This is a genomic window from Streptomyces sp. NPDC029122 (assembly GCF_055569445.1).
This window is the reverse complement of the sequence record NZ_JBVHWK010000003.1, coordinates 1-24,819: the sequence shown is the minus strand read 5'-3', so window position 1 is coordinate 24,819 and position 24,819 is coordinate 1. Positions and strand designations below refer to the sequence as shown.

The 24,819-nt window shown below is 74.5% G+C and carries 14 protein-coding genes, 2 tRNA genes and 1 pseudogene; 10 read left to right on the top strand and 7 right to left on the bottom strand.

The window, feature by feature from the left end:
• The 5 genes and pseudogenes from ACZ4WZ_RS04655 to ACZ4WZ_RS04635 form a co-directional block, all read left to right on the top strand.
• A pseudogene (locus ACZ4WZ_RS04655) lies at nt 1-355 on the top strand (DEAD/DEAH box helicase); the annotation flags it as partial.
• A 183-nt stretch (nt 356-538) separates the two neighbouring features.
• Nucleotides 539-611, top strand: a tRNA-Lys gene (locus ACZ4WZ_RS04650).
• Between the two features lie 266 nt (nt 612-877).
• Nucleotides 878-951 (top strand) — tRNA-Met (locus ACZ4WZ_RS04645).
• A 225-nt stretch (nt 952-1,176) separates the two neighbouring features.
• Complete coding sequence (locus ACZ4WZ_RS04640; protein WP_467885030.1) at nt 1,177-2,340, top strand: PP2C family protein-serine/threonine phosphatase; 1,164 nt, start codon at nt 1,177-1,179, stop codon at nt 2,338-2,340.
• 293 nt (nt 2,341-2,633) lie between these two features.
• Nucleotides 2,634-3,707 (top strand): M23 family metallopeptidase, encoded by a 1,074-nt coding sequence (locus ACZ4WZ_RS04635; protein ID WP_467885028.1) that lies wholly within the window; start codon nt 2,634-2,636, stop codon nt 3,705-3,707.
• Between the two features lie 45 nt (nt 3,708-3,752).
• Here ACZ4WZ_RS04635 and ACZ4WZ_RS04630 read toward each other — a convergent pair whose 3' ends face one another.
• From ACZ4WZ_RS04630 to ACZ4WZ_RS04615, 4 genes are all read right to left on the bottom strand, one after another.
• Nucleotides 3,753-4,979 carry a PrsW family intramembrane metalloprotease gene (locus tag ACZ4WZ_RS04630; protein ID WP_467885887.1) on the bottom strand — a complete coding sequence of 409 codons (1,227 nt, stop codon included), beginning with the start codon at nt 4,977-4,979 and terminating at the stop codon, nt 3,753-3,755.
• A gap of 95 nt (nt 4,980-5,074) precedes the next feature.
• On the bottom strand, nt 5,075-5,893 hold the full coding sequence (gene trmB, locus ACZ4WZ_RS04625; protein WP_467885884.1) for a tRNA (guanosine(46)-N7)-methyltransferase TrmB: 819 nt from the start codon (nt 5,891-5,893) through the stop codon (nt 5,075-5,077).
• A gap of 208 nt (nt 5,894-6,101) precedes the next feature.
• The gene (lhgO, locus tag ACZ4WZ_RS04620; RefSeq protein ID WP_467885025.1) at nt 6,102-7,322 is read right to left on the bottom strand and encodes an L-2-hydroxyglutarate oxidase; all 1,221 of its coding nucleotides are present in this window, start codon (nt 7,320-7,322) and stop codon (nt 6,102-6,104) included.
• A 19-nt stretch (nt 7,323-7,341) separates the two neighbouring features.
• Nucleotides 7,342-8,922, bottom strand: coding sequence for a sporulation protein (locus tag ACZ4WZ_RS04615; protein WP_467885022.1), 1,581 nt, complete (start codon nt 8,920-8,922; stop codon nt 7,342-7,344).
• Between the two features lie 675 nt (nt 8,923-9,597).
• Here ACZ4WZ_RS04615 and ACZ4WZ_RS04610 point away from each other — a divergent pair.
• Both ACZ4WZ_RS04610 and ACZ4WZ_RS04605 read left to right on the top strand, forming a co-directional pair.
• Complete coding sequence (locus ACZ4WZ_RS04610) at nt 9,598-11,835, top strand: asparagine synthase-related protein (RefSeq protein ID WP_467885019.1); 2,238 nt, start codon at nt 9,598-9,600, stop codon at nt 11,833-11,835.
• Nucleotides 11,836-12,143: 308 nt separating this feature from the next.
• Nucleotides 12,144-15,410: an AfsR/SARP family transcriptional regulator gene (locus ACZ4WZ_RS04605; protein ID WP_467885017.1), complete on the top strand. Its 3,267-nt coding sequence runs from the start codon at nt 12,144-12,146 to the stop codon at nt 15,408-15,410.
• Here the strand turns inward: ACZ4WZ_RS04605 and ACZ4WZ_RS04600 are convergent.
• Nucleotides 15,397-17,331 carry a sigma-70 family RNA polymerase sigma factor gene (locus ACZ4WZ_RS04600; protein ID WP_467885015.1) on the bottom strand — a complete coding sequence of 645 codons (1,935 nt, stop codon included), beginning with the start codon at nt 17,329-17,331 and terminating at the stop codon, nt 15,397-15,399. The genes ACZ4WZ_RS04605 and ACZ4WZ_RS04600 overlap by 14 nt on opposite strands.
• Before the next feature lie 353 nt (nt 17,332-17,684).
• Nucleotides 17,685-18,455 (bottom strand): TetR/AcrR family transcriptional regulator, encoded by a 771-nt coding sequence (locus ACZ4WZ_RS04595; RefSeq protein ID WP_467885012.1) that lies wholly within the window; start codon nt 18,453-18,455, stop codon nt 17,685-17,687.
• 342 nt (nt 18,456-18,797) lie between these two features.
• Between ACZ4WZ_RS04595 and ACZ4WZ_RS04590 the strand changes: the two genes are divergently transcribed.
• Complete coding sequence (locus ACZ4WZ_RS04590) at nt 18,798-20,228, top strand: NAD(P)/FAD-dependent oxidoreductase (protein ID WP_467885009.1); 1,431 nt, start codon at nt 18,798-18,800, stop codon at nt 20,226-20,228.
• A 210-nt stretch (nt 20,229-20,438) separates the two neighbouring features.
• Nucleotides 20,439-22,163 (top strand): ATP-binding SpoIIE family protein phosphatase, encoded by a 1,725-nt coding sequence (locus tag ACZ4WZ_RS04585; protein ID WP_467885881.1) that lies wholly within the window; start codon nt 20,439-20,441, stop codon nt 22,161-22,163.
• 61 nt (nt 22,164-22,224) lie between these two features.
• On the opposite strand, the gene ACZ4WZ_RS04580 is transcribed toward ACZ4WZ_RS04585, so the two are convergent.
• The gene (locus ACZ4WZ_RS04580) at nt 22,225-23,526 is read right to left on the bottom strand and encodes an MFS transporter (protein WP_467885878.1); all 1,302 of its coding nucleotides are present in this window, start codon (nt 23,524-23,526) and stop codon (nt 22,225-22,227) included.
• A gap of 132 nt (nt 23,527-23,658) precedes the next feature.
• Between ACZ4WZ_RS04580 and ACZ4WZ_RS04575 the strand changes: the two genes are divergently transcribed.
• Nucleotides 23,659-24,195, top strand: a complete 537-nt coding sequence (locus tag ACZ4WZ_RS04575; RefSeq protein WP_467885006.1) for a MarR family winged helix-turn-helix transcriptional regulator — start codon at nt 23,659-23,661, stop codon at nt 24,193-24,195.
• Nucleotides 24,196-24,819 lie beyond the last annotated feature (624 nt).

The following is a 24,819-nucleotide window of genomic DNA, read 5'->3' as shown; positions in this document are numbered from 1 at the left end:
TCGCGATGACCGTCCGTCGGGTGGTTTCAACCGTGACGACCGCGGTGGCGACCGTGGCGGCTTCCGCCGTGACGACCGTCCGTCGGGTGGCTTCCGCCGTGACGACCGTGGTGGCGACAACCGCGGTGGTGACCGTGGTGGTTTCCGTCGCGATGACCGTCCGTCGGGTGGTTTCAACCGTGACGACCGCGGTGGCGACCGTGGCGGCTTCCGCCGCGACGACCGTCCCTCCGGCGGCTTCCGCTCCGGCGGCGCCGGCGAGCGCCCCTACGGCCGTCGTGACGACAACCGTCCGTCCGGCTCCACCTTCGGCGGCCGCCGCGACGACAAGCCCCGCTGGAAGCGCAACGGCTGACGTCTGAGCGCCGCCTGACGAGGACTCGGCCCCCACAGCACTCCGGTGCGGTGGGGGCCGAGCCCATTTCCGGCCGTTTCGCCCCTCCCGGACCGCATGGCGGGAAACCGCCGGGGCCACACCCGGCGATACCCGATCGGCCAGCAGCCCCTCTCCGGCTATGCTCTGGGGTGAGCACATGGAGGGCCATTAGCTCAATTGGCAGAGCAGCGGACTTTTAATCCGTTGGTTGTCGGTTCGAGTCCGACATGGCCTACCGCTCGCGGATCCCGGGGGGACCTTCCCCGGCCCGCGCCGAGCGCCCCGTCCGACTTCTTCGGGCGGGGCGCTCCGCCGTTCCCGGGCCCGTTCTGTGGCCTGATCCCGTCCCAGGCCGGCGCACCGGGGCCGGTTCCGCCCCTCCCGGTGGTCGGATGGATCGATTATTCGGCCTCTGACCTGCGACGATGCCGTTCTGAGGCGGTGCGGGCCGGTTAATTGGCGGGAGGCGTCCCCCGGATGACGTAGAGTTGGGTTTACCGACGCGGGGTGGAGCAGCTCGGTAGCTCGCTGGGCTCATAACCCAGAGGTCGCAGGTTCAAATCCTGTCCCCGCTACTCAGTACGAAGGCCCGGTTCCCTGGTGGAACCGGGCCTTCGTCGTGTCCGGCTTCTTCTCGTGCCGCTGCGTCCTTCGTGGTGTCCGGGCCTTGGTCGCCCTGTTCGTGCCCCGGGTGTCCGCCGGTGCCGGCCTCTCACTCCTTCGCCCCGGTCCGCTCGCCGTACGGGGCCGCCTGCCGTCAGCCTTGGGGGACGGGCGGGACCGGGCGGCAGGAGAGCAGCGTGGCGGGGCTGGGCCGGCAGGGTGAGGGCGGCAGCGCGGACGGCACCGCCCGGCGGGTGGTGCGGATCCTGCCCGTCCTGCTGGTCCTGCTGGGACTCGTCTTCACCCTGGTGACCCCGCCCAGCTTCACGGGGTCCCCCTTCTTCACCGCCGCACCGCTGGTCGCGGCTCCCCTGTTCACCCTCCGGGCGACCGCGCTGACCGGGATCGCCTCCTCGATGGTGGTCTTCGGCCTCCACCTCCACAACGGCACCAGCTGGAAGGTGGAGGCGCTGACCGAGCTCGTGACGGTGCTGACCGTGTCCGGGCTGGCCCTGCTGATCAACAGGGTCGTACGGCGCGGCGGCGAGCGGCTCGCCTCGGCGCGCGGGATCGCCGAGGCCGCGCAGCGGGCCGTGCTGCCGACCCCGGCCGAGCGGATCGCCGGGCTGCACGTCCGCGCCCGGTACGAGGCCGCGCAGGCCGACGCCTTCACCGGCGGGGACCTCTACGCCGTCCAGGACACCCCGTACGGCGTGCGGCTCGCGGTGGGCGACGTACGGGGGAAGGGGATGGGGGCCGTGGAGGCCGTCGCGGTGGTGCTGGGGGCCTTCCGGGAGGCGGCGGAGACCGAGCCGACCCTGGAGGGGCTCGCACGGCGCCTGGAGCGGGCGCTGGCCCGGGAGGGGACGCGGCGGGGCAGCCTGGACGCGGTGGAGGGGTTCACCACGTGCGTGCTCGGCGAGATCCCGCCCGGCGCCGAACGGCTTCGGCTGCTCAACCGGGGCCACCCCGAGCCGCTGCTGCTGTACGCGGACGGCGGTTTGGAGGTACTGGCCCCGGCCGAGCCGGCGCTGCCACTGGGCCTGGGCGAGCTGGCGCCGGACGAGGTCTACCGGCGCGAGGAGTGGCCCTTTCCGACGGGCAGCACCCTGCTGCTGTACACCGACGGGCTGACCGAGGCCCGGGACGGGTCGGGCAGCTTCTACGATCCGGCGGCCCGGCTGCGGGGGCGGGTCTTCCCGGGGCCGGACGAGCTGCTCGCCGCGCTCAGCAGCGATGTGCGGCGGCACACCGGCGGAGGCACGACGGACGACATGGCGCTGCTCGCGGTGGGCAGGTCGGGGGAGGGGCAGCCGGAGCGGCGGCGGACCGTCCCGGTGGTGCGCGGCGACAACCCGTGAGTGACCGGCGTAGCGGGAGGCGCCCGGTGAGCGAGCGCTTTGATGGTGCGTCAGGGCGGCGCCGGGTCGGGAGCGGCGGGAGTGAGGCGGATGGATTGCCCTGATTCAGGCCGGATATGGCGAATGTGAAGGCCAAAGCTGTGCGGTGTGTGGCCGATTGGGCTTAACGATCAATCGCTTCGGCTTGGATTCATTCGTCCGCGTAGATTACCTTTCGATAACGCAGCGCGGTCGTCCCAGCCGTCGCAACGACGGCACCCGTGCGCGTTCTCGCCCATGAGGAGTGTGCCCCGGTGGCCTCCAACTCGCCTGCCTCTGATGGCACAGACCTCCAGGAGACGCCCACCGCGGGAGCCTGGGGCGAGTGGAATCCCACGGAGGACTCCGCGCGCCCGCTCCGCGGAAAGCACCGCGTCCTCAAGCCGCGCGGCGGACTCGCCCGCAGCTCGACGGTGCTCGGCGTCGGCGTGATCGCGGCCGTCGGCGCGGGCGGCATCGCCACCGCGCAGGACCGGCCCCAGGTCTCCATATCCATGCCCTCCATGCCCGACCTGCTGGGCGGTGGCGGCAGCGACTCCGGCTCCGGCGGCGACGCCGTACGGACCGCCGCCGAGGCGGACTCCGGCACCGGCCCCGCGGGCGCGGCGGAGACCGCGGAAGTGCCGCAGCAGGCCGGGGCGGGCGAGGCGCTGCTCAACCGGATCCTCCTCCAGGCCGAATCGCAGCAGGACACCGAGGAGGCCCGGGCCCGCGCGGACGCCGAGCGGACGGCGCGCGAGAGCGCCGCCCAGGAGGCCCGGACCCAGCGCGAAGCGGCCGACAAGGAGGCCGAGACGGCGCGCGCCGCCGCCGAGGCCGCCGCCGAGAAGGCGGCCGCGGAGAAGGCCGCCGCCGAACAGAGCACCACCAAGGCCGCGGCGGGGGCGGGCACCGCATCGGGCTCCGGCTCCGGTTCGGGTACGACGGCTGCGGGCGGCTACTCCCTGCCGACCTCGTCCTACACCCTCACCTCGCATTACGGCGTCGCCGGCTCCATGTGGTCCTCCGGCTACCACACCGGCCTCGACCTGGCCGCCCCGACCGGCACCCCCGTCAAGGCCGTGGGCAGCGGCAAGATCATCTCCGCCGGCTGGTCCGGGGCCTACGGCTACCGGATCGTCCTCAAGCTCGACGACGGTACCGAGATCTGGTACTGCCACCTCTCCTCGATGTCCGTGACCTCCGGCTCGGTGGGCGCCGGCGAGACCATCGGCCGGGTCGGCGCGACCGGCAACGTCACCGGTGCGCACCTCCACCTCGAGGTCCGCAAGGGCGGCTCGACGGTGGACCCGCTGGCGTGGATGCGCTCCAAGGGCCTCGACGTCTGAGCGCCTGATCGCCTCGCCCGGTCCTTCCCGGTCCCGCCCGCTTCCTCAGGGGTGCGATGCCGACAGCTCCGGAGTCCTGGGGGCCGGTACGAAGACCCGCGCGGGCGCCGGGGCGGCCTGCGGGGTCCAGCGCGGCGGGGGCAGCAGGTCCTCCAGCACGGCCGCCCGGGCCAGCGCCGGCGCGGCCGTCGCGCGGCCGAGCCAGAGCCGGTGGAGCAACTCGCGCTCCCGCTCGGCGAATTCCTGATCCCGGGAACCCGGGCCGGACTGCCGGGCGTGGCGGCGCAGCAGCGCCAGGGCGGCGGCGTCCGCCGTGTACCGGGACACCGCTCGGGCGGCGTGGCGGCCTCCGGTGCGGCGGGCCAGGGCGCGGGCCAGTGACCGGGCCGGCATCGAAGCCAGGGCCGGCACCTCCGCCGGACCGAGCCAGCCCGCGGCGGCGTACACCGACAGCTCGGCGGCGACGGCCCGCAGGCACCGGCGCCGGATCCGCACGGCCAGCCACAGCAGCAGCCCGAACGCCGGGACCATCACGCAGCCGTAGACCACGTAGAAACCGTACTCACCGAAGTGCGAGGAGCCGTTCCACAGCGCGTGCGTGCCCATGGCCAGGACCAGCCCCAGCACGGGCAGCCCGGTCCTGCGCGCACGGCGGGCGGTGAGCGCGGCCGCCCCGAAGCCGAGGCCGGTGAGCACCGTGAAGAGCGGGTGCGCGAACGGGGAGAGCACGGCCCGCACGAAGAACGTCGCCGCCGTCACGGAGTCCAGTGCGCGGGTGCCGTTGGCCAGGTCCTCCTCGAAGGCGGTGCCCAGGTAGAGGATGTTCTCGGTGAAGGCGAAGCCGGTGGCCGTGAACCCGGCGAACACGATCCCGTCGGCGACGCCGGTGAACCGCCGTCTTCGGAAGAGGAAGACGAGGAGCAGGGCCGCCGCCTTCGCGGTCTCCTCCACCACCGGCGCGATCGCGACCGAACCGAGGCGGTCGGCGGCGGAGGGATCGGCGGAGGCCGCGGCCATCCACTCCGTGGCGAAGCTGTTGGCCAGTATCGCGATCAGCGCCGCGGTGCAGGCCCCCCAGCCGAAGCAGAACAGCGACTGCCGCCAGGGGCCCGGCGCGGCCAGGCCGAGCCACCGGAACGCCGCCACCAGCGGCGGCACCGGCAGCAGGGCCAGGCCGAGGCCCACGAAGAAGCCGGCCGTGCCGGTCTGCTCCCGCACCAGCTCGAGGATGACGGCGCCGGTGGCGGTGAGCAGCGTGACGAGCACGCACATGCGGGCCGTGCCCGACGGGCGTGCGAGCACACGGGAGAGCGCTCGGTACACATGATGACCCTACCGAGCCGCTCGGACACTCGGAGTGACGTTTGTCAGTTCTTGGAGTCAGGTTCGACTGCGCGCTCGCCGCGGCGGACGAAGAGGAGGTCGTGGACGACGTGGCCCTTGTCCAGGCCCTGCCCCTCGAAGCGGGTGAGCGGGCGGAACTCCGGGCGGGGCGCGTAGCCGCCGTCGGCCTGGGTGTTCTCGAACTCGGGGTGGGCGGTGAGGACTTCGAGCATCTGCTCGGCGTAGTCCTCCCAGTCGGTCGCGCAGTGGAGCACGGCCCCGGGCGCCAGGCGGGTCGCGGCCAGGTCCAGGAACTCGGGCTGGATCAGGCGGCGCTTGTGGTGGCGGGCCTTGGGCCACGGATCCGGGAAGTACACGCGCATCCCCGCGAGGGAGGCGGGCGGGAGCATCTCGCGGAGCAGGATGATCGCGTCGCCGTTCGCCACCCGGATGTTGGTGAGACCGTTGCGCTCGGCGAGGGCGAGGAGGTTGCCCTGGCCGGGGGTGTGCACGTCGGCGGCGAGGATGCCGGTGCCGGGGTCGGCGGCGGCCATCTGGGCGGTGGCCTCGCCCATGCCGAAGCCGATCTCCAGGACGACGGGGAGGCCGTCGAAGAGCTTGCCGAGGTCGATGACCTCGTGGCCGTCGATGTCGAGGCCCCAGGTGCCCCACAGCCGCTTCAGCGCTTCGCCCTGGCCGGTGGTGACCCGGCTGCGGCGCGGCTGGAAGCTGCGGATCCGGCGCTCGTGGTGCGACCCGGCGGGGTCGGGCGCGGGGCCGTCGGGGAACCGCGGCTCGGTGCGCCACTTGGGCGGCGTGTACGCCTCCGGCGGGGAGTCGGGGAGGCTGGGCTGGGGGTTCAGGGGCTCAGACACAATGCGGAGATTCTACGACGGGGGGTGGGGGCGGTTGCCCTGGCCGGGCGGTTGGGGGGCGGGGTTGCCCTGGTCGCGCGGGGTCCGGGGGGCGGCCCCCGGGACACGGTCCGCAGGCGGGCGGGCTGCGCAGACGCACCCCAGCCCCGGCGGCGTTTGAGGCGCGGGGTCCGGGCAGTGCCCCGGGGCGGCGGGCTCAGGGGGTGCGGAGGTGGTGGAGGGCTCGGGCGGCGATCTCGCGGCCGATCGGCAGCGACGCGGTCGCCGCGGGCGAGGGGGCGTTCAGGACGTGCACCGTGCGCGGGGCCTCCCGGATGAGGAAGTCGTCCACCAGCGTTCCGTCCCGCAGCACCGCCTGGGCGCGGACCCCCGCCGCCGCGGGGGTGAGGTCCGCCTCCGTGACGGCCGGCAGCAGGCGGCGTACGGCCTCCGTGAAGGCCCGCTTCGACAGGGAGCGGTGGATCTCGCCCGCCCCGTACCGCCAGTGCCGCGCGGCCATCCGCCAGGATCCCGGCCAGGCCAGTTCCGTGGCGAGGTCCCGCGGGCGGACCGTGCCCCAGCCGTAGCCCTCGCGGGCCAGGGCGGGTACGGCGTTCGGGCCGACGTGGACCCCGCCGCCGATGCCCCGGGTGAGGTGGACGCCGAGGAAGGGGAACGCCGGGTCGGGTACCGGGTAGACCAGGCCCCGGACCAGCTCCGGGCGGGCCAGGTCGTGGTACTCACCCCGGAAGGGGATGATCCGCATGCCCGGGTCGTCCCCGGCCAGGCGGGCCACCCGGTCGCACTGGAGGCCCGCGCAGTTGACCAGGACCCGGGCGCGGAACACCCCGCCCGCGGTGGTGCGGACCGCCACCGCGGAGGGGCGGCGGGAGATCAGGTCCGCCTCCGCGCCGTAGACGATCTCCGCTCCGGAGCTCTCGGCGAGCTGCGCCGCGACCCGGCCGTAGTCCACGATCCCGGTGGTGGCCACGTGGATCGCGGCGAGGCCCCGGACGTGCGGCTCGTACTCCGAGATCTGGGCGGGTCCCAGCTCGCGCACCGGGATGCCGTTCTCCCGGCCGCGCTGGACGAGGGAGTGCAGCCGGGGCAGCTCGGAGCGGTCGGTGGCGACGATCAGCTTGCCCGTCACCTCGTGCGCGATGCCGTGCTCCGCGCAGAACTTGACCATCTCGGCGGCCCCGCGCACCGCGAAGCGGGCCTTGAGGGAGCCCGGGCGGTAGTAGATGCCGCTGTGGATCACGCCGCTGTTGCGGCCGGTCTGGTGCCGGGCGGGGGCGGTCTCCTTCTCCAGCACGGTCACCCGGGTGCCCGGGGCCAGGCGCGACAGGGCATGGGCTGTCGACAAGCCGACGATCCCGCCACCGATCACCAGCACGTCGCAGTCCACGCTGACACCTCCCACCCCTGCATACTGCACCCCGCCACCGACAACGGGGCTACGCGGGGGCCACGAGCAACGGGCGGGCCCGTTCGCGCAGCTCCGCGACGCGCGGCTCGTCACCGTACGGTTCCAGCCGGTGCAGCAGGTCCCGTACGTACTCGGTCGTGCGCGCCGAGGAGATCCGGCCCGCGACCTCCACGGCCCGGGTGCCGGCGGCGCAGGCCGCGTCGAGGTTGCCCGACTCCAGCTCGGCGACCGCGCTCACCACCAGCCGCAGCCCGTGCGAGCGCACGTACTCCTCCGTGGGGCGCGAGAGCGCCTGCTCGGTGAAGCGGCGTACCTGGCGGGGGAGTTTGAGGTCCCGGTAACATTCCGCGGCATCCGCCGCGAAACGGTCGTACGAGTAGAAACCCAGCCAGGTCGGGTCGGCGTCACCGTCGCGGGAGCGCTCCAGCCAGCCCTCGGACGCCCGAAGCGCCGCCCCGGCGGCCGCCGAGTCGCCCGCCTTCGCATGGGCCCGGGCTTCGACCAGGCGGAAGAAGCTCATGGTGCGGGCGGTGGCCAGCCCGCGGTTGCGTTCGACGGCGGCCTGGGCGAGGTCCACGCCCTCGTCGGGGAAGTCCCGGTAGGTCGCCTGGAGGGACATCGAGGCCAGGACGTACCCGCCGAGCGGGACGTCGGCCGCCGCCCGGGCCAGGCGCAGCGCCTGGATGTAGTAGCGCTGGGCGGCCTCCTGCTGGCCGGTGTCGAAGGCCATCCAGCCGGCCAGCCGGGTCAGTTCGGCGGTCGCCCCGAAGAGCGCGCGGCCCACCTCGTCGGTGTAGGAGCCGAGCAGCAGCGGCGCCGCGTCCACCCGCAGGCACTCGGGCACCATCGACGAACGCCAGTCCCCGCCGCCGTACTTGGAGTCCCAGCGGCGCGCGTCCTCCGCGGCCTCGCGCAGCTTGGTCACGTCGCTGTGGCCCACGCGCTGCGGGGAGGCCTCCGGGACGGGCCGAGCGGCGGCAGCGGCGGCCGGCGGCGCGGTTTCGGGCCCGGACCGGGCGGGCACAACGCCCTGAGCGGGGGTTTCAGGTGTCCGTCGCGGCGGGGCGACGGCCGTGGAAGCCCGGCCGTGGGCCGCTGCGGCCGTCCCGGTGCCCGGGGCGCCGACGGGGGCCGGCTCGCGCGCGACCGAGCTGTCGGCCGGGGATATCAGCCACCGGGAGGCGGGCGTCGCGTACGCCGACACGGAGAAGGAGCCGGCGAGCGACTGCCAGATCCCGCCGCCGCCACGCCGCCCGGCGAGGTCCAGCCGGTAGAGGTCGGTCGCGGAGCGCACCGCCGCCCCGATGTCGCGCGGGAAGGCCAGCCCCACCTCCGGTGCCGGATCGGCGTCCGCCAGCCCGATCTCGTGCAGCGGGACCGGCCGGCCGAGCTTCGCGCCGATGGCGGCGGCGATCAGGTGCGGGGCCGCGCCCTGCGGCACCATCCCCTTCGACACCCACCGCGCCACGGACGTCTTGTCGTACCGGAGCGTCAGGCCGCGCTGCGCACCGAGGTCGTTGACCCGCCGGGCCAGCCCGGCGTTGCTGATGCCCGCGAGGGCGAGGACGGCGCCGAGCTTCTCATTGGGCTCGCGGAGCTCCCTGGACATGCGCCACCCCTCGTCACACGCGGAACGCAGACGCCGCCGGGGCATAGGCGCCCGGCATTTCGTAAACCCAGCGTAGTTCCCCGCCTCCCAAGCGTTAAGGCCCCGTGTTCCGTATGGCGGGATTGTTGTCCGTATGCACAGTCCGCCCGGGGGGTCGTGCCCCGGGCGCACGCGTCGGCCCGTGCTCCGGCCGTGTGGCCGTGCGCCCGGCCGTGCGCTCTGGCCGCTCACGGGGCCCGGCGATTCGATGTGCGGTGCGTGGGTCGGCCCGCCGAGTGGATCCGGTGGGCCGGGGGATGCCGCTGCCTCAATCCCCGCGGGTGGCGGAACGGTCCGGGAGGTCGCAGACGCCTCCCGGACCGCGCCCCGCGGCCGTCCCGGGCCGCCCGCGCGGGGGCCGCAGGGGCCCTCGGTACGGCCGAAGAATGGCCGAAACCGACCTATGGGGCGGTGGGAACGGAACGCCAAATACCGCGCGGCCGGGGCGTGTTCGTTCGCATGTGCGCCCCCCGAAGCCACTCTCGCACGCCCTTCTCGTGGCAGCATGGACCCCGAGCCACCCGGGGTCCCGCCGGCCGCGCCCTCCAAGCGCCGACGCACGCCGACGCACGTTGTCCGTGCCGTCCCGGCCGTCCGTTGCCCCGGTCATTTGCCCACGGGCTGGGGGAGGCGGCGGTGCGCTGGTTGGTCGGGTGGAGCAGTATCGCCGCGAGCTTCGGCACGGCCGGACGCGTCCCCTCCGGCCCGGGAGCACCGGCGGACCCCTCCCACGGCTCCCCCTACGGCACCCCCTCCTACGGCCGCCCGCCCCACGCCGGGCCCCCGCAGCACGGAGGCATCGCCGACGCCGCACACGCCGACGACCCCGCCGCCCAGGACGCCGAACGCACCGTCCACCCCGTCGGCGCCCAGCTCCTGTGGGGCGACCCCGACCCCCTCTGGGCCGTCGGCGACTGGCGCCCCGACGAGATCCGCACCGTCACCGCCGACCCCGCCGACCCCTTCACCCGGCTCGCCGTGCTCGGCTGCTGCGGCGCCACCGACGACGAACTGCGCCGCGCCCTCTACGCCGCCCGCGGCGGCGCCCTGCGCCACCTCACCGAGTGGCCCGGCAGCTACACCGCCGTCGTCCAGGCCGGACGCCGGATCACCGTCCTCGGCGACCTCGCCGGCGCACGGCCCGTCTTCTACACCCCCTGGGCCGGCGGAACCGCGTACGCCACCGCCGCGCTCCCGCTCGCCGACCTCATCGAGGCGCAGCTCGACGTCGGCCACCTCGCCGCCCTCCTCGCCTGCCCCGACAGCCCCGAGGCGCTGGGCGACGGCACACCGTACGCCGGTGTCCGGCGCATCCCGCCCGGCCACACGCTGATCCTGCGGGAGGGCTCCCGGGAGATCACCGGCTACGAACCGGTGGCCTCCCTCGCCGTGGCCGCCCCCGAGGCCGACCCCGAACGGGCGGTGGAGGGCGTACGGGAAGCGTTGACCGCGGCGGTGCGCGCCCGGCTCACGGCGCCGCGGCATGCCCCCGAGACCCTGCTCCCTGACCCCGGACCGGTGCCCGGCATGGGCCCAGCCGACCGGCGCGCCGCCCGTGGCGCACCCGCACCCGGCGTCGGCGCCGACCTCTCCGGCGGCACCGCCTCCGCGACGCTCGCCCTCCTCGCCGCCGGCCTGCCCGGCGCCCCCGGCACCCTCCACGGCTCCGGCTCGCGCCTCCTCGCCGTCACCTTCAACGACCTCGCCACCCCGCAGGGCCGCGAGGGCGAACTCGCGCGCGCCCACGCCATCGCCGCCGACCCCCGGCTGCACCACCTCGTCGTGGCCGCCGCCGAAGAAGCCCTCCCGTACGCGGAACTCGACGGCCCCCTCACCGACGAACCCGGCCCCTCCCTCGTCTCCGCCGCCCGCGAACGGCGCCGGCTGGCGGCCGGCTCCGCCGACCACTTCACCGGACACGGAGCCCGCCGCGTCCTCGACGCGCACCCCGCCCGCATGGCCGACCTCCTGCTGGACCGCAGACGCCGCCACCTGCTGCGCCCCGTCGCCGCCCTCGCCCGCTCCGCGCCCGCCGACCCGCTGCTCGTCCCCTTCTCCGTCTACTCGGCCGCCCGCCGCCTCGCCCGTACGCCGTACCGCGCGGGCATGGAGGCCGCGGCGGCCCGGCTGCGCGAGGGGGGCGCCGCACTCGCCGCCGCCTCCGGGCCGGTCGACGCCTCACTGGCGGCCCTCACCTGGTCCCGGCCCGGCCCCGCCGCGGGCTGGCTCACCGGCGAAGCCCTGGCGGAAGTATCGATCCGGCTGAGGGCCGCCGCCGGACGGCCCCCGCTGTCGCTGCGCCCCGGCGAGGCCCGCGCCCGCGCGCTGCTGACCCGTCACGCCGCCGACCACCGGGTCTTCGAGCAGGCCGTGGAGGTCCGCAGCCAGCGCCTGCACACGCCGTTCCTCGACAACCAGGTCGTACGGGCCGCGCGCGCCCTGCCCGAGTCCCTGCGGGTACAGCCCGGAGCCCGCGCCGAGATCCTGCGCAGCGTCCTGGCCTCCGCCGGGGTACGCGAACTCCCGCCCGGCTGGGGCGCCACCTCGCACACCCCGAACGAGACCGCCACCCGCCTGGGACTGCGGGCCGCCCTCACCTCCCTGCTGGCCCTCTTCACGGCACCGCTCCTCGCGGACGCCGGCCTCGTCGACGCCCGCGTCGTCCAGCAGGCCCTGATCGACGCGGCGGAGGGCCGGCCCGTCCCGCTCGACGGGCTCGCGGAACTCGTCTCGATGGAACTGTGGCTCCGCCGCCTCCTGGCCCGCCGCGGCACCTGCTGGACCGGCACCTCCACCCCCCGCCGCCGCGCGGTCCCGCCCCTGGACACCCGCCTCCCCCGCCTCACCCCACCCGCCCTCCCGGCCAGCCGCTGACGGGCGCGCCGGGCGGCGGGGCGGGGGTGGGGCCCGGGGGTCTTCGGGGCCTCGGGTGTTCCCACGGTGTCGGCCCGGCCGGACGCCGGCCCGGGGCGCGGCCCCGATGTTCCAGCCCCGCCGGCGTTTGAGGCGCGGGATCCGGGGCGGAGCCACGGGGAACGGGCGAAGGGCGGGTAGGGGACCCGCTCCGCGCGGCGGCACACGGCCCGCGGCCGACCGACGGCCCGGCCCCCGCCGCGGCGCGCCGGCCGCCCCGCCGGGAAAACCCACCCGCGCCCCCCGCAGGGGCAAGGCAGAATTGGCCGGTGCGGTATCGAATCCTCGGCCCCACCGAGGCACACGACGACACCGGCGCCCCCCGAACCCCCGGCGGCGCCCGGCTGCGCGCGCTCCTCACCGCCCTCGCCCTGCGCGCCGGCGCCCCGGCCGCCGCGTCCGTCACCGACCTCGTCGACGAGGTCTGGGGCGACGACCCGCCCCAGGACGCCCCCGCCGCCCTCCAGGCCCTCGTCTCCCGCCTGCGCCGCGCCCTCGGCGCCGGGCAGCTGGCCACCGACCCCGCCGGGGGCTACCGCCTCACCGCCGACCGCGACGCCGTCGACCTCCACCGCTTCACCCGTCTCGCGGCCCTCGGCGCCGAGCAGCTGACCACCGACCCCGCCACCGCCGCCACCACCCTCCGCGAGGCCCTCGCCCTGTGGCGCGGCCGCGCCCTCGCCGACCTCCCCGAACCGGCCCGCGCCGCACACGCCGCCGCCTGCGAGGCCCGCCGCGCCCGCGCCCAGCGGGACCGCGTCGAGGCCGACCTGCGCGGCGGCGCCACCGCTCCCGCCGAACTCCTGCCGGAGATCGAGGCCCTGATCCAGGAGCATCCGTACGACGAACCACTGCGCGCCCAGCAGATCCGCGCCCTGCGCGCCGCGGGCCGCCCCGCCGACGCCCTCGCCGCCTACGAGCGCACCCGCCGCGACCTCGCCGAAGGCCTCGGCGCCGATCCCGGCCCGGTGCTGCGCGCCCTGCACGCCGAGCTGCTCCGGACCCCGCCCCCGCAGCCCCGCGGCAACATCCGGCCCCGCCTGACCTCCTTCGTCGGCCGCGAACCCGAACTCGCCGCCCTCGCCGCCGACCTGGACCGCGTACGCCTCGTCACCCTCACCGGCCCCGGCGGCTCCGGAAAGACCCGCCTCGCCGAGCACGCGGCCGCCGCCCGGCCCGACTCCGGCTGGCTCGTCGAACTCGCCCGCCTCGACCACCCGGCGGCCCTCCCCGGCGCCGTCCTCAGCGCCCTCGGCCTGCGCGAGAACGGCCTCGTCGCCCGCGAGCGGACCACCGCCGACGACGACCCCACCGCCGCCCTCGTCGAACACTGCGCGCACCGCCGCCTGCTCCTCGTCCTGGACAACTGCGAGCACGTCATCGGAGCCGCCGCGGAACTCGCCGAACGCCTCCTCACCCACTGCCCCGGCGTCCGGATCCTGGCCACCAGCCGCGAACCCCTCGGTGTGCCGGGCGAGTTCCTGCGCCCCGTCGAACCGCTGCCGCCCGCCCCCGCGCACCGGCTGTTCGCCGACCGTGCCGCCGCCGCCCGCCCCGGCTTCCGTCCCGGTGACGACCCGGCCGCCGTCGCCGAGATCTGCGCCCGCCTCGACGGGCTGCCGCTCGCCATCGAACTGGCCGCCGCCCGGCTGCGCCTGCTCACCCCGCGCCAGATCGCCGACCGGCTCGACGACCGGTTCCGCCTCCTCACCGGCGGCGCCCGCACGCTGCTGCCCCGCCAGCAGACGCTGCGCGCCGTCGTCGACTGGTCCTGGGACCTCCTCGACCACGCCGAGCGCACCGTCCTCGCCCGGCTGTCCGCCTTCGCCGGCGGCTGCGACCTGGAAGCGGCCGAAGCCGTCTGCGCGGACGACACCACCGACACCACCCGGGTCATCACCGACACCACCGACACCACCGGCACCACCGAGGTCACCGATGTCGCCGAAGCCATGGCGGCCCTCGTCGACAAGTCCCTCGTCCAGGCCGACCCCGGCCCCGACGGCATGCGCTACCGCCTCCTGGAGACCATCCACGAGTACGCCGCCGAACGCCTCGCCGCGGACCCGGCCGACGCCCGCGCCACCGCCCGCCGCCACGCCGCCCACTACGTCGCCCTCGCCGAGCGCGCCGAGCCGCTGCTGCGCTCCGCCGGCCAGCTGCCCTGGATCCGCCGCGTCGAGACCGAGCTCGACAACCTCCGCTCAGCCCTCGACACCACCACCGGCGGGGACCCGGACGGCGGCGACACCGAGGCCGCCCAACGCCTGCTCTCCGCCCTCGGCTGGTTCTGGTGGCTGCGCGACTACCGCGCCGAGGGCGCCGACTGGACCGCCCGCCTCCTCGCCCGGATCCCCGTCGAACCGCCCGAGGACTCCCCGGACTACTGGCCCCACATGCGCCTGCGCATGCTCCACATGTTCCTGCGCGCCGAGAGCACCGGCCCGCAATGGTTCCGCACGCCCGAGCACCAGGCCCTCGCCGCCCGCATCAAGGAGGTCTTCCGCCGCGGCACCCCGGAGGCCACCCGCTTCCCCGGCATGCTCTGGCCCACGATCTGTTTCCTCACCGGCGACACCGTCGGCTTCCACACGAGCATCGACGAATCGATCGCCAACTGCCGGCGCCACGGCGGCGAATGGGAGCTCGCGATCCCCCTGCTGATGCGCACCCACTTCGCCATCGACACGACCGGCGGCCTCTCCACCGCGGACACCGACCTCATCGAGCTCCAGGACCTCGCCCCCCGCGTCGGCGACCGCTGGATCCGCGCCCAGGTGGCCAGCGCCGCCGGGGAAGCCGCCCTCTCGCGCGGCCAGTACGCCACCGCCCGCGCCGCCTACGAGGAGTGCCTGCGCCTCGCCCGGGAGGTCGGCGCCCGCATCGAGGCACCCTTCGCGATCGCCCGCATCGCGGAGACCGCCTACCGCGAGGGGGACTTCGACACCGCCGAGAAGCTGCTGGCGGAGGCCGACCGCGAGGCCGACGAGCACGGCGGGGTGTACGACGTGAGCACCTTCGCCCGGTTCCTGTCCGCCACGCTGGCCCTCCAGCGCCGCGACCACGACCGGGTACGCGCCGAGTGCGCCGCCGCCCGCGCCGCGGCCGAGCAGGGCAGCGTGCCCGCGCAGTTCACCGCCGGGCTGGGCCTCATCGAGGCCGTCCTGGAGGCCCGTGAGCACGGCGCCCGGGCAGGGCTGGCGAGGATCGGCCCGGTCCTCGCCGGCGCGGTGGAGGCGCACTGCGCGGAACGCGTCCTGGCCGGCATCGCCGAGGCGGCGTCACTGTTCCTGGCCGACGCCGGCCGTCCCGAGGAGAGCGTACGAGTCCTCGCGGCGGCCACCGCCTGGCGCGCGGGCCTCCCCCGCCCGGTCCCGGAGGAGGCCGCCCTGGAGGGGCTCCCGGAACGCACCCGCGCCGCTCTCGGGGCGGCAGGCCAGGCCCGGGCGGAGGCCGAGGGCCGGAGCCTGACCCCGGGCGAGGTCCTCGCGGTACTCGGCGCGGTCACCGAGGCGGCCGGCCTCAGCCGCAGCTGATCACCGCGTCGGCCCAGCTCGCCAGCGTCGGCAGGCGCCCCTGCCGGACCTGCTCCACCACCAGCCGCAGCTTCGTGTGCCCGGCCAGCGGCACCTCGACCGGCATCGGGGCGTCGTCGTACCCGAGCGGGCCGGAACGCCACAGCCGCCGCCCGTCGCCGTAGACGGAGAACCGCACCGTCCCGTCGGTCAGCAGCGACAGCCCGTCCACCCCGGCCCGCGCCGAGAAGCGGGTGCACTGCCGGTTGAGGGTGATCTCCACCGAGGAGCGGGAGTGGACGGTGATCCCCTGCGCGAACTGCCGGCCGCCGACCACCAGCCCCCACCGCTGCCACACCCAGCTGCTGCGCCAGGTCTCTAGCTCGGGGCCGGTGCCCTTCCCGTACGCGGAGTGCCCCAGACCGGCCAGCCGGAACCCCTGCGGCGGCGGTGCCGTCAGCCGGGGCCGCGAAGGGGCCGGCTTCGGCCGGAGGCCCGCCGGTGCCGGCGGCCGCACGGCCGGGGGAGCGGGGGCCGAGGACCGTGGCGCGGACGGCACCGCGCTCCGCCGGGGCGGCACGGCCCGTGCCGCCGGCGTCGGATCCCCGGGCGGCGTCGACTCCGGCGCGGCGGGCGAGGACGGCGCGGGCGGCTCGGGCGCCACCGGCGCCACCGGCGCCACCACCCCGGGTGGGGGCGCGGCCTGCGGCTCGGGATCGTCCCCGGCCAGGGCGAACACCACCCCGGCGGCAGCGGCGACCGCGATCCCGGCCGCGATGGCGGCCTTGGCGGGCAGGCCCAGCCCCTCGGAGACCACCGCCCCCCCGGCCCCACCGGCACCCCCCGCCCCGGTCCCCCCGGCAGCCCCGGCCCCGGCAGCCCCCGCAGCCCCGGCCCCGGCCGAGGATCCGCCCGCCGCGGCGGCGGCCCCCGCGCCCCCGGCGGCGACGGCCCCACCGGCCACCACCCCGGCCGCCTTGGCGGCGTACCCGGCGGCGAACCACCCGATGACCGCCACCGGCAGCAGCGCGGGAATGCCCGCGTTGACGTCCTTCAGCTCTCCGGCGGCGAGCCGGCACTTGGCGCACTCCTCGAGGTGCTTGCGCAGCCCCCGCTCCGCCCGCATCCGCAGCCCGCCCCGGGCGTACGCGCCCAGCCGGTCCGCGTACCGGGCGCAGTCGCCGCCCGAGCTGAGCGCGGAACTCACATGGGCCTGGAGGTAGGCCTGCTTGAGGCCCTCCCGGGCCCGGCTGGCCAGCACCGCCGTCGCGTTGGCGCTCAGGCCGAACAGCGGGGCGATCGCACTCGGCGAGGCCTCCTCGACGGTGGTGTGCCACAGCACGGCCTGCCACCGCTCCGGCAGGCTCCGGAAGGCCTGCATCGCGAGCGACCGCTCGGCTTCGTGCATGGCCCGGACATCGGCGCCCAGTTCCAGGGTGTCGCCGCCGGACAGCCCTCCGGCGCTCTCCGCACCCGCGGCGGCCTGTTCCGCGAACACCGCGAAGTCCTCGACCAGATGCTCCCGCCGGGCGGTCTTCGCCCAGGCCGCGGCGACCCGCCGCACGGTGGTCAGGAGGTAGGCCCGCACCGACTGGTCCGGCCCGGCCCCGCCCCGTACCGCTTGCAGGGTTCGCGCGAACACCTCGGCGGTGAGGTCGTCGGCGGTGTGCCCGTCCCGGCAGCAGGTCCGGGCGTAGCGCCGTACCGCGTCGGCGTGCCGGCGGAACAGCTCCTCGTAGGCGCCGTCGTCCCCACCGCGCATCCGGCTGATCAAGTCGCCGTCAGAGGGGGGCAGTTCACCGTCCAACGGCCCGGAGGCGGCATGCCGTCCGCCGCGTTCGCGCTGGGCCGGGACCTGCCGGTCGGGCAGGCTGCCGGCCCCCACCTCGCCGCCGGTTCCACCGACGCCACCGAGAGACTCGTCCCGCCCGTCAACGCTCATCGCGGAAGCCCCCGCACGACACACTCGAACCGGTACACCGATCCAGCCTGTCACACGGCGTTGGCGCCCCGGGGCCGTCTCCGTGCCATCCACCCGTCCGGGCAAGGTCCGGCGAGTCGCCGTACGGTTCGTCATCCCTTCGAGCGATGCGCCATCAAGCGCCCCCCCGTTGACGCCCGGCCCCTACGCCCGACAGCCGCCCTCCGGCCGACCATCCCGCAACCCCTGCCAACCACCCCCGGCCCGCTCCGCCGTCGACGGGCCGGTCCCCACCCCTGCGGGGACCGGCCCGTCAACGACTCGGCTCGAACGCTCGGCCGGGGCGGCGGTTCACCCGCGGCCGAGGCGCCTCCTCACGCCGTGCGGGAGCGCAGCCCCTCGAGCAGGATCTCCAGCAGCCGGGCCGAAGCCGCGGCCTGCTGAGCCGGGTCGGGCAGGGCGGGCGCGGCGGTCGCTATCACCAGCAGCACATCGGCCACCGTGACATCGGCGCGCAGCTCACCGGCTTCCCGTGCCCGGTCCACCAGCTGACCGACGACCTCCAGCAGCGCACCCGCTCCGGCGTCCTCCGAGGGCTCGTCCTCGACCGAGGACCGCGCGCCCACGACGCGCAGCTCCGCCGCACCGCCGACGGCCTGGCGCTGGTGCGGCACGCGGACCGCGGCCTCCTCCTCGGCGGCGTCCTCCTCGGCGGCCGAGCCGACCCGCAGGACCTGCGGCGGGAGCAGCCGGCCCGCTCCGGAGGCCACGGAGGTGCGCAGGAAGCGCGACAGCGCCTGCCACGGCTCCTCCTCCTGCCCCAGGGCGGACTTGGCCTGCTCGGTCAGCCGGGCGGTCTCCTCCTCGGCTATCCGCCGGACCAGCACGTCCTTGCTGGGGAACCGCCGGTAGACGGTCCCGACACCGACCCGCGCCCGCCGTGCCACGTCCTCCATCGGAGCCCCGTAGCCGAGCTCGCCGAAGACTTCCCGGGCCGCCCGTAGGACGTGCTCGAGGTTGCGCTGTGCGTCGACGCGCAGCGGCGTGGACCGGCCCACTCCGTGGGTGGTCGAGCCTGCCATCACGCGGCCGCCGGTCTCCGCGGACAGAGCGGTGACAGAGCCATGGAAATCGGAAATGTTCATATGTATCCCCCGGTAATCACTTGTCTCCCCCCGGAGACACTCCCCGCCTTCGTGTCGAGGGGGGCCACGGTCATGAGGGCCCAGGTCCTACATCCTCGACGAGATACGAACATAGTTGAGCCAGAGTCAATTCAGAAGGGGCAGCCCCCGACCGAGCACCGCCCGATCGGAGCATTCACCCCCACTTTTCCGCCACAACTCCCCGGAATCGCCCCTTCCGGAGCCCTGACCTGCGGACTTTTAACGTGATCGGGATCTCCTGACAACCCCGTCCCGCCACCCCCACCGGTCACACAATGTGCCGGGCCTGTGGACAAACTCCCGGCCACGTTGCGTCATGGGGTGGTGAAGGCTGCTAACTCCCGGGGCGACGACCCCGGTACCCCGCCCCGCACGCGCATCCTCGTCGTCGGCGGGGGCTACGTCGGCATGTACACGGCCCTGAGCCTCCAGCGGAAGCTGAGAGCCGGCGAAGCCGAGGTCACCGTGGTGACCCCGGAGCCCTACATGACGTACCAGCCCTTCCTCCCGGAAGCCGCGGCCGGCGCGATCTCGCCCCGGCACGTCGTGATCCCCCTGCGCCGCGTCCTGGACCGCTGCCGCATCGTCATCGGCGAGGCCCGGCGCATCGACCACGCCAAGCGGACCGCGACCGTCACCACCCTCGCCACCACCGAGGAGGGCACCGGCGGCATCGAGATCGAATACGACGAACTCGTCCTCGCCCCGGGCTCCGTCTCCCGCACCCTCCCCGTCCCCGGGCTCGCCGACTACGGCATCGGATTCAAGACCGTGGAAGAGGCCATCGGCCTGCGCAACCACGTCATCGAACAGATGGACATCGCCTCCTCCACCCGCGATCCCGCAATCCGCGACGCCGCCCTCACCTTCGTCTTCGTCGGCGGCGGTTTCGCCGGCGTCGAGGCACTCGGCGAACTGGAGGACATGGCCCGGTACGCGGCCCGGTACTACCACAACGTCAAGCCCGAGGACATGAAATGGGTGCTGGTCGAGGCCAGCGACCGGATCCTCCCCGAGGTGGGCCCCGAAATGGGCGTCTACACCGTCCGTGAGCTGCGCAGCCGCAATATCGACGTCCGCCTCGAGACCCGCCTGGAATCCTGCGAGAACCGCGTCGCCGTCCTCAGCGACGGCTCCCGCTTCCCCACCCGCACCATCGTCTGGACCGCCGGCGTCAAACCCCACCCCATCCTCGCCGCCAGCGACCTCCCCAAGAACGAACGCGGACGCCTCACCTGCACCTCCTTCCTCACCGTCGAAGGCGTCGAACACGCCTGGGCCGCCGGCGACGCCGCCGCCGTCCCCGACATCACCGCCGACAGCGGCGCCGAAGGACCCGCCCGCGAGTGCGCCCCCAACGCCCAGCACGCCGTACGCCAGGCCAAGCAGCTCGCCGACAACCTGGTCGCCGCCCTGCGCGACGAGGCCCTCACCGAGTACGCCCACAAGTACGCCGGCTCGGTCGCCTCGCTCGGCCTCCACAAGGGCGTCGCGCTGCTCTACGGCCGCAAGCTCAAGGGCTACCCCGCCTGGTTCATGCACCGCGCCTACCACCTCAGCCGCGTCCCCACCTTCAACCGCAAAATGCGGGTCCTCGCCGAATGGACCCTCGCCGGCCTCTTCAAACGCGAGATCGTCTCCCTCGGATCCCTCGAACACCCCAGGGCAGAATTCGAACTCGCCGCGGGCGGAGGTCCCCGGAACCAGCCGCCCCGGCCCGCCCCCGACCCACCGCAGGACAAGCAGGGCTGACGTTGTCAGTGCCGTCGGCCACACTGGACGTGTGACCATAGGTGGGCTCATGCCTGCACACAGTGACGCCGGCGAGTGACACCCGGCGAGTGACGCCCGCCGGCGACACCCACCGGGCGACACCGTCCAGCGACCGACCACAGGGGCACCACCCGGCACCGCCGGGCGGACACACCGCGACCACCTGCGACACCACGAGGCTTGAACGCAGTGAACTTCACGCGCTGGAGCGCCCGCTTTCCCGGCACGCGCCGCGCCGCCGCCCGGAACGAGCACGCCGCGGCCCAGGCCAAACGCGGTGAGGGCTCCGTCCCGGCGGCCCGCGGCGCCGCCCACCGTGCCGCGTCCCAGGAGGGCGCCCCGGCCGACGCCACTGTCCGCGGCACCGGCATGGCACCGCTCCCCGCCGTCCCCGCCCTCGACGAACTGCCCGTACGGGAAGTCCTCGGCCTGCTCCCGGCCCTCGTCGCCCTCGTCCACGGCCCCGAGCACCGCGTCGCCTACGTCAACGACGCCTACACCGCCGGCTTCGGCCCCCGCCCCACCGGAGCCCCCGCCCACACCGCCCTCCCCGAACTCGGCGAGCTCGGCCTGCTCCCGCTCCTCGACCAGGTCCAGCGCAGCGGCAAGCCCCGTACCGCCAAGAACCGCACCGCCCCCGGCGGCGGCAGCTCGTACACCGTCACCTGCACCCCGGTCGAGTTCCCCAAAGCGGTCACCGACGGCGAACCGGACCCCGAGCACACCGGCATCCTGGTCCACCTCGCCGACGTCACCGACCACGCCGAAGCCGTCGAACGCCTGCGCGCCAGCGAGCGCCGCCAGCGCGAGGCCGCCGTCACCCTCCAGCGCTCCCTGCTCCCCCAGGAGCTCGAACAGCCCGACGACCTCCGCGTCGCCGCCACCTACCAGCCCGGCGGCACCGAAGCCGCCGTCGGCGGCGACTGGTACGACGTCATCACCCTCGGCGCCGGCCGCACCGCCCTCGTCATCGGCGACGTCATGGGCCGCGGAGTCCGCGCCGCCGCCGTCATGGGCCAGCTCCGCACCGCCGTCCGCGCCTACGCCCGCCTCGACCTGCCCCCGCACGAGGTCCTCCAGCTCCTCGACGGCCTCGCCGCCGAGATCGACGCCAGCCAGATCGCGACCTGCGTCTACGCCGTCCACGACCCCAACGAAGGACTGCTGGCCTACGCCTCCGCCGGCCACCTCCCCATCCTGGTCCGCGACGAGGACGGCACCGTACGCCGCGCCGCCGACCCCACCGGCCCGCCCCTCGGCACCGGCGGCTGGCTGCACACCTCGGGCACCATCGCCCTCGGCCCCGGCTCCACCGCCGTCCTCTACACCGACGGCCTCGTAGAACGCCGCGGCGAGGACATCGACGAAGGCGTCGCCGCCCTCGAGCGCGCCCTCTCCGGCGCCCAGGGCACCCCCGCCATCATCTGCGACCGCCTGATGCGCGCCCTCGGCGTGGACGCCGACCACGACGACGACGTCGCCGTGATGGTCCTCCAGCAGCCCGCCCGCACCGGCGTCGACGCCGAGCTCTTCCACAACGCCGCCCTGGAACTCCTCGGCGGCGTCGAGGCCGCCCCGCGCGCCCGCGCCTTCGCCCAGGGCGTCCTCAGCTCCTGGCGCTTCCCCGTCGAGCTGTGCGACCTCGGCGTCCTCGCCGCCAGCGAGCTCGTCGCGAACTCCCTCCAGCACGGCACCCCGCCCATGCACCTGCGCCTGCGCCGCACCGACCGCCGCCTGATCGTCGAGGTCACCGACGGGGACGACCACCTCCCCCGCCGCCGCCGCGCCGAACCGGCCGACGAGACCGGCCGCGGCATCTCGATCGTCGCCACCATCGCCTCGGCCTGGGGCTCCCGCCGCACCCCCGGCGGAGGCAAGGCCGTCTGGTGCGAGTTCGCCCTGCCCGACAAATAGGCACCCGAAACAGGAAGAGCCCCCGGCCCGAAGGACCGGAGGCTCTCCCTGCTCCCACGCATCACGCGGACACGCGCTCCGCCCGCTCCACGGCCACGGCCGGCTTCCCGGCGACCGCCGGCCCCTGCGCCACGACCCTGCTCACCACGGACGGGTTGTCCTGCACCGGGCTCAGCCGCCTGCCCAGCCGCAGCGCCAGCACCGAGATCCCGAGCGACACGAGCACGAACACCCCGATGTAGAGCATCGGAATCCCCGCCCCCAGCGGCACACCCAGCGGCCCGAGCGCCAGCGCCATCTGCTTGACCAGGGCGAAGGCCGAGTTGTACTGCCCGACCGAACCCTCCGGCGCCAGATCGGCGACCAGCGGCGCCAGCGTCGGCGACAGCATCGCCTCACCGATGCCGAAGAGCGCGTACGTGGTGATGAACGCGGCGGCGGCCATCATCGCGCTCCCGTGCCCCAGGCCCGAGAACCCGGCGATCAGCCACGCCACCGTCCAGATCAGCCCGACCAGCGCGATGACCCGCGACCGGCGACGCTTCTCGACCAGCTTCAGCACCACGAACTGCGCCACGACGATCGCACCCGTGTTGGCGGCGAGCGCGAACCCGAGGGTGGAGGGGGAGATCCCCGCGGCCTCGGTACCGAAGGCCGCCAGACCCGACTCGAACTGCCCGTAGCAGGCGAAGAACAGCACGAAGCCCAGCACGCACAGCTGGACCATCGCCTTGTGGCCCAGCAGCCGCTTCCAGCCGCCGCCGGCCGGCGCCGCGTCCTTGGCCATCGCGTCACTGATGTTCTGCACGTGCGGCATGCGCACGGTGGCGATCACGACCGCCAGCACCAGGAACATCACGGCCTCGATGCCGAACAGCAGGGTGAAGCTGCCCGGACGGCTCTCGTCGACGATCTGGCCGCCCACGAGCCCGCCGATGCCCAGGCCGAGGTTCTGCATGAAGAACTGCAGGGCGAAGGCACGCGTACGGGTCGACGGCGTCGAGCACCACACGATCATCGTGGCCAGCGCCGGCTGCATCACGGCCTGCCCGGCGCCCAGCGCCAGAGCGGAGAGCAGGATCGGGGCGACGCCGGTGGAGAGCCCGAGCGAGAGCGCACCCACCGACGCGGTGACGGCGGCACCCATGACCACGGGCACCGGACCACGCCGGTCGATGACCCGGCCGGTGAAGGGCAGCGCGACGAGAGCGCCCAGGGCGAACGCCACGAACGCGCTCGTGGCGGCCATGGAGCCCAGACCTCGCACCTGCGCCACATAGATGTAGAGGAACGGAACCGTGAAACCGATGCCGAACGCGGTCAGCGCGTTGCCGGCCTGGATCCGCCGCATCGCAGCGCCCATCACCTTGGTCACTTCTCACCTGCCTTGAGAGCCGAAGACTGAAGACTTCAGAACTTCACACCTAAACTTCGATCCTTAACTCTACACATCGAAGGAGTTAGATGCCAACGGGTTCATGCGATACTTCGGACCATGGGTGACACCCCCGACGGCGCTACGCCCGTCCACGAGCCGAGCCTCGATGAGCAGATCGCCGTCTACCAGCGCGAGTTCCAGGACCTCGACCCCCAGGTCGAGAAGGTGGTCTCGGCGCTGAGCCGGCTGAACCGCCGTATGAACGTCGCGTACGGCCGCCAGACCGCGGCCCTGGGCATCAGCAACGCGGAGTGGGAGGTCCTCAAGGCCCTCGTCATCTCCGGGTCGCCCTACCGGATGGGTCCGAGCGAGCTCGCGAAGCAGCTGGGCCTGACGCCGGCCGCGATGACCCACCGGATCGACCGCATGACGGCGGAGGGTCTGGTCACCCGCGAACGGGACGAGTCCAACCGGGTCCGCGTGATCGTGGAGCTGACGGACGAGGGCCGCAGCAAGTGGCTCGACGCGATGCGCGCGGCCACGGTCTTCGAGGAGGACCTCCTCCAGGACCTCTCCACGGCGGAGCGCGGAGTACTGGGAGACATGCTGACCCGGCTCCTGGACCGCGTGGAGGAGCTCCAGTCCCGGGCCTGACCGGCCCCGACCTCGCCGGTTGACACACCCCTCGTGGATCCGTAAGGTTCTTCGAGTTGCCCCGGGGCCGGAAGGTTCCGGAGTCAACGAATCCCGCCGCCCCGTTGCGGCAACCTACTCAGCACGATCTCCCACTGGGAACAAATTCGGCATGCCCGAATTCATTTCCGCAGGCCCGATTATCGGTTGCCGGGGAAATCCGCTAGAGTTCAGGAGTCGGAAGGGCCCAACAGCCCGGAAGACAAACCCCACTGACTGGGGGTCAGGCCCGAAAGGATCTGATAGAGTCGGAAACGCAAGAACGAAGAACAGAACGAAAGCCCGGAGGAAAGCCCGCGAGGGTGAGTACAAAGGAAGCGTCCGTTCCTTGAGAACTCAACAGCGTGCCAAAAATCAACGCCAGAAGTTGATACCCCGTCCACTTCGGTGGATGAGGTTCCTTTGAAAAAGACCTGTGAGGTCGCCTTCGGGTGATGCTCGCAGGCAACGAACACAGCGAGGACGTTGTGGTCAGTCGGTCTTATTCCGACGTGACTGACCCGCTCTTTCGTGCGTGTGCACCGGATAGCCGGTAAACATTCATGGAGAGTTTGATCCTGGCTCAGGACGAACGCTGGCGGCGTG

What these genes read in the sequence shown, in the direction of transcription:
- ACZ4WZ_RS04630 (WP_467885887.1), bottom strand. Translation starts at nt 4,979, where the DNA reads ATGTGCGTGCTCGTCACGCTGCTCACCGCCACCGGCGCCGTCATCCTC.
- ACZ4WZ_RS04615 (WP_467885022.1), bottom strand. Translation starts at nt 8,922, where the DNA reads ATGTCCAGGGAGCTCCGCGAGCCCAATGAGAAGCTCGGCGCCGTCCTC.
- ACZ4WZ_RS04600 (WP_467885015.1), bottom strand. Translation starts at nt 17,331, where the DNA reads ATGAGCGTTGACGGGCGGGACGAGTCTCTCGGTGGCGTCGGTGGAACC.
- ACZ4WZ_RS04595 (WP_467885012.1), bottom strand. Translation starts at nt 18,455, where the DNA reads ATGAACATTTCCGATTTCCATGGCTCTGTCACCGCTCTGTCCGCGGAG.
- ACZ4WZ_RS04580 (WP_467885878.1), bottom strand. Translation starts at nt 23,526, where the DNA reads ATGGGCGCTGCGATGCGGCGGATCCAGGCCGGCAACGCGCTGACCGCG.
- ACZ4WZ_RS04575 (WP_467885006.1), top strand. Translation starts at nt 23,659, where the DNA reads ATGGGTGACACCCCCGACGGCGCTACGCCCGTCCACGAGCCGAGCCTC.